The 5,864-nt window shown below is 55.2% G+C and carries 7 protein-coding genes and 1 pseudogene; 6 read left to right on the plus strand and 2 right to left on the minus strand.

Annotated features, from left to right (window positions below):
* Window positions 1-466: 466 nt before the first annotated feature.
* Window positions 467-667: a DUF7835 family putative zinc beta-ribbon protein gene (locus BSG17_RS28870; RefSeq protein WP_089828179.1), complete on the minus strand. Its 201-nt coding sequence runs from the start codon at window positions 665-667 to the stop codon at window positions 467-469.
* Between the two features lie 458 nt (window positions 668-1,125).
* Here BSG17_RS28870 and BSG17_RS25665 point away from each other — a divergent pair, with 458 nt between their 5' ends.
* The 3 genes from BSG17_RS25665 (at window position 1,126) to BSG17_RS25675 (ending at window position 3,380) form a co-directional block, all read left to right on the plus strand.
* Entirely contained in the window at window positions 1,126-1,614 is a 489-nt protein-coding gene (locus BSG17_RS25665; protein WP_139246831.1) for a DUF5518 domain-containing protein, read from the plus strand.
* 158 nt (window positions 1,615-1,772) lie between these two features.
* Window positions 1,773-2,294 carry an Lrp/AsnC family transcriptional regulator gene (locus BSG17_RS25670; protein ID WP_089828181.1) on the plus strand — a complete coding sequence of 174 codons (522 nt, stop codon included), beginning with the start codon at window positions 1,773-1,775 and terminating at the stop codon, window positions 2,292-2,294.
* Window positions 2,295-2,561: 267 nt separating this feature from the next.
* Window positions 2,562-3,380, plus strand: a complete 819-nt coding sequence (locus tag BSG17_RS25675; protein WP_089828182.1) for a TrmB family transcriptional regulator — start codon at window positions 2,562-2,564, stop codon at window positions 3,378-3,380.
* A gap of 66 nt (window positions 3,381-3,446) precedes the next feature.
* Here BSG17_RS25675 and BSG17_RS25680 read toward each other — a convergent pair whose 3' ends face one another.
* Window positions 3,447-4,268, minus strand: coding sequence for an IS5 family transposase (locus tag BSG17_RS25680; protein ID WP_089828183.1), 822 nt, complete (start codon window positions 4,266-4,268; stop codon window positions 3,447-3,449).
* 500 nt (window positions 4,269-4,768) lie between these two features.
* On the opposite strand from BSG17_RS25680, the gene BSG17_RS25685 reads away from it, so the two are divergent.
* The 3 genes and pseudogenes from BSG17_RS25685 to BSG17_RS25695 all read left to right on the plus strand — a co-directional run.
* Window positions 4,769-5,053 carry a ribbon-helix-helix domain-containing protein gene (locus BSG17_RS25685; protein WP_089828184.1) on the plus strand — a complete coding sequence of 95 codons (285 nt, stop codon included), beginning with the start codon at window positions 4,769-4,771 and terminating at the stop codon, window positions 5,051-5,053.
* Window positions 5,046-5,330: a type II toxin-antitoxin system RelE family toxin gene (locus tag BSG17_RS25690; protein WP_089828185.1), complete on the plus strand. Its 285-nt coding sequence runs from the start codon at window positions 5,046-5,048 to the stop codon at window positions 5,328-5,330. The genes BSG17_RS25685 and BSG17_RS25690 overlap by 8 nt, the downstream gene beginning before the upstream one ends.
* Window positions 5,331-5,629: 299 nt before the next feature.
* Window positions 5,630-5,864, plus strand: a pseudogene (locus BSG17_RS25695) (ISH3 family transposase); the annotation flags it as partial.

Below are 5,864 nucleotides of genomic sequence, written 5' to 3' on the forward strand. Positions count from 1 at the left end.
AGTGGACTCATTTGCCTGCTGCATTGATCTACTACACCAGTTGGGTGGCCTCTCCGAGAGACTAACGAAATCGATCCGGGGCTAAACACATACGCGCTTCAGAACCACCTCTTGGCCCACCGCAGTAAAAAGACGTGTCGACTGCTCCTTCTGAAACTTGTTCTAACATCGCCTCTGTAGCTTTAGTACACGACGGTGAATTCCACGGAGAGTTCACGCTCTCACGACGGTTGTATAGGGTACTTTGAGTATTGGTAGCATCGCGAACGTTGTCGTATACAGCTGGGATGAGTTCTGTACAGCGTGTCACTTCCGGTGATTCAAAAAGAGAACGTGCTTATGTGGGGGGATCGTGGCGTTGTTGATGTCCTCCGGCCGACACTATGGGCTGGTGTAATCCCGACGCTAGTCAGAGCATGACTTCGCAGCCGTCGCGAAAAGAGTATGCTGTGCAGCGGTGTCGGTCTTAGGCGTTGTTCATCCGTAGCGTCGTCTCGCTTTGACATTCCATGCAGGTCGCCACGCGGTACGGCTCGCGAGAGAATTCCGCATTCTTCGGTTTTGAGCTCTCTGTTCGGAGCTCCACCCGGACCTTGTGGAGCGTCTCGCGTGCGCATTCCGAGCATGCTTCTGTAACTCCGTCAAGGGCGGATGGTTTGGTTGCCATAGCATTCTGTTGGACTCGTGGAGACCGAATAAAGAGAGAGCTCCGTCTCGAATGATTTCACTCTGTTTCAGATGCTTCCAATCGTTCACCGCACGACGGCGGTGACTTCTACCCCTGAAACGCATCGAGCATCGACGAGGGGTTCACTCGTCTCTCAGCTAGTTAGCGGGTCGAATACGCAATTCGCAGGCGCACAATCGGCACAACTAGAGTGGATGCAATCGCGAGAGCTTCCGGCCTGACACCCATTTGGAGGTGTGGGTGAGCAGCACAGTGTGCTTCAGGAGTGCTGTTTGCTTACGTGGCTGCTGTCGTGGCTCGGCATAACGATGGCGCTGCAAAACGTCTTCACCCTGTCCAGCCTCTGGTGGCACCTCTCCAGCCGCGGCCCAGGTGGTGTGTTCTCACCAGATGAGACTCATGAGCCGTTATTTACGCACACAGGCCAATACAGTAGTATGGAAACAGCAACCTCCAGAGATGTCGCTTCCCGTGGAGAAAACTTCTACCTCCACGCACTGTTGGGCGCCGTGGTGTCCGTCGCCACGTCTGTCATTCCGTTCTCACCGCTCCTCGGCGGGGCCGTTGCAGGCTATCTGCACAACGAGGGAACCGACCGTGGCATACAAGTTGGTCTCGTCTCGGGAATCATTGCGTCGCTTCCGTTGGCTGCGGTGTTCTTCTTGATGTTCACCATCATGTCCTTCGGTTCTCTCACCACCGGTGAGTTCGCCGGGCCGATGTTCGTCGTCATCATGATCGGGGTCATCCTCCTGGTCGCCGCAGTGTATATTCTTGGCCTCAGTGCAATCGGCGGGTACATTGGTGCGATATACGCCGAATCGCGGGCCCAAGCACGTGCCACAGAAGAGTTCGCCGACACAACTCATGCGTCAGCTCGCGATGACGAGACTATAGGCACCGCTGATGACCGGACGGCGAAATAAATAAGAGTGAACGGCTCTGTTGAAATCCTATTGCCCCGACAACTTTCTCGCTGAAACAGCCGTTAGGTAGTTGTGCGGAGTTAACTGACGGACTGCTTCAATCTCTGCTCGTGAATGGCTCATGCGGACTTTTCAGTCGCCCCGTCCAAGGACACCGTATGGACGACACCCCACTTGACGACGTGGACCGGAGAATCTTGCACCAACTCCAGCTCAACGCCCGTCAGACCGATACGGAGATCGCCAAGAAGGTGGATGTGACCTCCACGACGGTCCGGAATCGCCTTGACAAACTCGAAGATGGGGGCGTGATCCGGGGCTACCACCCCGAGATCAACTACGAGCAAGCGGGCTACCCCCTCCACGTCATGTTCGTCTGCACGGTCAATCCGAATGAGTTGGACTCGCTGGCCGAACAGATCCTCAGCGTTCGTGGTGTGGTGACCACCCGCGATTTGCTTGGGGGCGAACGGAATGTCCACGTCGAGATCGTCGCCGGTTCGGTCAGAGAGATCGAAGAGATCCGCAACGAACTGTCGGGCTTGGGCATGACGATCAACAGCTCCGAGATCATCTCCGAGACGCGAGTCCAGTCATGGGACCACTTCTATCCACGGCCGGACCCCGACGCGGACCAGGACGACGACACCGACGACGCGTCGGTCACCGATCAAGGATAGCCGGGGAACAGATTGGAATTTTCAAATCCACCGCATCTATAGCCCCCCCCCTCACCACACTCAGAGTTCAATATTTCCATAGATCACCGGCCTCAGTTGAATTTTTCAAATATAACAACCATCTGATTAAAAGAACTTATTCGTTTAGGAATCCTTGCCACAGTATGGTCGAATCAATCGAGGTGGTGACCAATAATTTCAATATGTTGTCTATTCCCGTTCATCGGTTCCCCCCTCTGAATCAGTCGGGCATGATAGGACCACCTAATGGCAGCTGAGCAACGTAAAGCCGAGACGGTGAGTCTGTTGCAGGACCTCGGGCTGAAGGAGTACGAGGCGCGGAGTTTCCTGGCATTGACCCAACTCTCGGCGGGGACCGCCAAGGAAATCAGCGAGATCTCGGAGGTTCCGCGAACCCGTGTGTACGATGCCGTCCGAGTGCTGGAGTCGAGAGGGCTGGTCGAAGTGCAACATGGGACTCCCAAGCAGTTTCGCGCGGTCAGCATCGAGGAGGCAACAGCGACCTTGCATCAGCAGTTCGACACACGGATCGACACCCTAGAGTCACACCTCGAAGCGCTCGATCTCCAGCCGGAGGACGACGACAGCGATCGAATGCAGGAGGTCTGGACGCTGTCCGGCCATGACGGCATCGAGTCCCGGACACACACGCTGCTGGAGGACGCCGAATCGGAGATCGTCCTGCTGGTCGTCGAGGAGGACCTCCTGACGGAGGCGTTGTACGACCGGCTCCACGACGCGGTTGACCGCGGCGTCGACGTGATCATCGGTGGCAAGACGGACGCGATCATCGCTAAGCTCGGTACTGAGCTGCCATCTGTGAAGGTGTTCGAAACCGAACTGAACTGGCTCCTCGGGCCGGCAAGCGACGACGAGGTTGCCATCAGCCGTCTACTGCTGGTTGACCGCACGACGTTGCTGGTCAGTTCCTTCTACCCGGACGCCGACCACGACGACTCACACGAGCAGGCAGTCTTCGCCAACGGCCTGGATAACGGTGTCGTCGTCCTCCTTCGCCGGATAATCTCCTCGGGGCTGCTCCCAATGACGAACCTGGTGCAGTAGCCAGGCAACGGCTTCCGGGCCAGGCTGCACGAACAGGGTGATGACTACAGCCTCTACATCTAACGGTTAGAGTGCCTTGTCGAGGTTATGAGTGAGACAGCCGACAACGAGTTCACGGAACTGCTTCCACCAGTGGCGTGAGCGGACGAATGCGCCATATTTCCATTTGAGACGAGAATTTACCGTCTCATTCTGACTACGTTGACCGTAGAGATCGGTGTCCAATCGGGCGTTCCACGCCTTGTGAAGTGACGAAAACTCGCGGTGCTTGATGAGCGGTCGAACACCAGTCCCACGGGCTACCGCGCGAACCTTCTGGTCGTCGTATCCCTTGTCGCCGAGGAGAATCTCTACGTCACCGACATTCCGCTTGATGAGCGACGGCGCGATCTGTGAGTCGTGTTTTCTGGTCGTCGTTACGTGTACGTCGATAATCGCGTTCGACCTCGTGTCTACGAGGAGCGTGGCTTTCAACTGCTGAATCGTCAACTTCGTTCGCTTCGTGTAGTGTTTCGAGGCGTGATTCCGGTCAAAGCCGGAGGCGTCGATTCCGACGACACCGTTGGTCGGGAGGAGTGTGACCGAGAGGTTGAGCAGAACACGCCAAACCGCCATATCAAGCCGGTTGAACGCTTTACATAGCGTTGATGGCGATGGGAGTTCCTCAAGATCGAGGGCGCTCCGAATCCGAGGCATCTCGATGAGTTCGTCAAGCAGGGTTCGGTACGTCGTATTCTTCCGCACCTTGAGACAAAGCAAGACGATGTGTTGGTGAAGTGTGTACCGGCGTTTCGAGAACTTCGACGAGTAGCGAGCGACAGCTCGACGAGCCAAGTGACACGCTTGCTCAACGAACCGGAGCAACCGCGACTTCGGGAGAGCCTGCATTCGGTCAAACTACTGCTTGATCCTGTAATCCTCTGAGGATTTCAACAGAGCCAAACGAGAGTACTGACCTCAGTCGTCTCTCTGAGCGGAGTCTGAATAATAGAAAGAGAATCACCGCAGACCCGAGGAGTGCGAAGTCAAAGGCTTCGATACCAGAGTCCATCCCAATGTAATATCCAGTTGGAATCTTCGCATCTGGTGGCAAATTTAGATTAATATTTAACCACGGCAAATAAGCACCAACAATAAGAGCACTCGCTCCTCCAACAGTTAGGATAGAATCACGTGAAAGTTGAGTTAGCACAATTTTCACTGGATAGATGACAACAAAGCCCTTCTGGTGACTGCGGTAACCATCGACCGACTTGCGCCCTGAGTTCAGCACGACCACAGAAACCTCACCAGTTGCTGTCAGTAGCGACGTGCAACACTCAGAGGGTGTATGCAGCAGATGGCAACCCGCCGAAATTGATTTAGTAAGACGAACGTAATACTAGCGTATGTCTGAAGCAACTACGGAGTCAAACGGTGATGACGAGATCGTCACGGTAAATTTCAAAGTCACACAGTCGTTTCTCGACGAAATAGACAGCACGTGGCAGGGGCGTGGGTTCAACAGCCGAAGCGAATTCATCCGCTACACCCTACGAGACGCGACCGAATTTCCGACGTTCGACCGCGATGAACTCATCGCTCTCCTCCAAGCAGAGGAGGACATCCGCGAGGGACGGACGATGAGTGCCGATGATGCCCGCGAGCAGTTCGGAACGGACAGCGATGAGTGAGGGGGACTGGACGTGGGAACTCACATCAACAGCACAGGACGACCTTTCAGCTCTTTCTCCACCTGAGCAAGAACGGATACTGAACAAGCTCGGCGAGATCGTCGACTCGCCGTGGCGAGATCCACCGGACTATGGCGAACCACTTCAGAATAGTCCGCACAAGAAGGTACGCATCGGTGAGTTCCGTTTAGCCGTGACCTTCCGTCAATCCGAACAGCGGATGGTCGTCGCTCGAATCAAGCGTCGTGGTGGAGCGTACACTGCTGACGACGATTGAGGCTCTTTGCTGCACGAAATCTCTGGCCGACTTGCGCGCTGGGTTTAGCATGGCCACAGAAACCTAACTGGACATTGTCAGAAAAGACGTGCAAGACTTAGAGGTTCTATTCATCACCGGACAACACCACACTTCGGAGTAAGATTGCACCAATGAGGCTACTTCCTGCGATGAGGAATAGATAGACTCCAAAGTCGCTAGTTGTCCGCTCTGGCTCAACAGCCCAGTAGCTGACACGGTGTAGGAATGAAGCGGATGAATCAGGTCACTGATTCACCCGCTGTCCGGATATACTCGTGATGAACGTCCCCTTGCTCAAGGAAGTTCTCACAGATCCGGACGAATTCCTTTCGAACGCCCAGTTGAAGTCTCTTGCCCTGGAGGTACTGGAGTTGATTCCGATGGGAGGGATCGAGGGCTCCGGCCTCGATCCCGAGGAGATCATGGAAGTCGTGCTTCGGGCAGCTGTTGGAACAACATCGGTCAACGGGGTCACGACGAATACGAGTGACACACCGAACCGGAAGACGGTGA

The sequence above is a fragment of the Halogranum amylolyticum genome, from assembly GCF_900110465.1.
Lineage (GTDB): Archaea > Halobacteriota > Halobacteria > Halobacteriales > Haloferacaceae > Halogranum > Halogranum amylolyticum.

Coding starts and splice junctions, on each gene's coding strand:
- BSG17_RS28870 (WP_089828179.1), bottom strand. CDS start 667: ATGGCAACCAAACCATCCGCCCTTGACGGAGTTACAGAAGCATGCTCG.
- BSG17_RS25665 (WP_139246831.1), top strand. CDS start 1,126: ATGGAAACAGCAACCTCCAGAGATGTCGCTTCCCGTGGAGAAAACTTC.
- BSG17_RS25670 (WP_089828181.1), top strand. CDS start 1,773: ATGGACGACACCCCACTTGACGACGTGGACCGGAGAATCTTGCACCAA.
- BSG17_RS25675 (WP_089828182.1), top strand. CDS start 2,562: ATGGCAGCTGAGCAACGTAAAGCCGAGACGGTGAGTCTGTTGCAGGAC.
- BSG17_RS25680 (WP_089828183.1), bottom strand. CDS start 4,268: ATGCAGGCTCTCCCGAAGTCGCGGTTGCTCCGGTTCGTTGAGCAAGCG.
- BSG17_RS25685 (WP_089828184.1), top strand. CDS start 4,769: ATGTCTGAAGCAACTACGGAGTCAAACGGTGATGACGAGATCGTCACG.
- BSG17_RS25690 (WP_089828185.1), top strand. CDS start 5,046: ATGAGTGAGGGGGACTGGACGTGGGAACTCACATCAACAGCACAGGAC.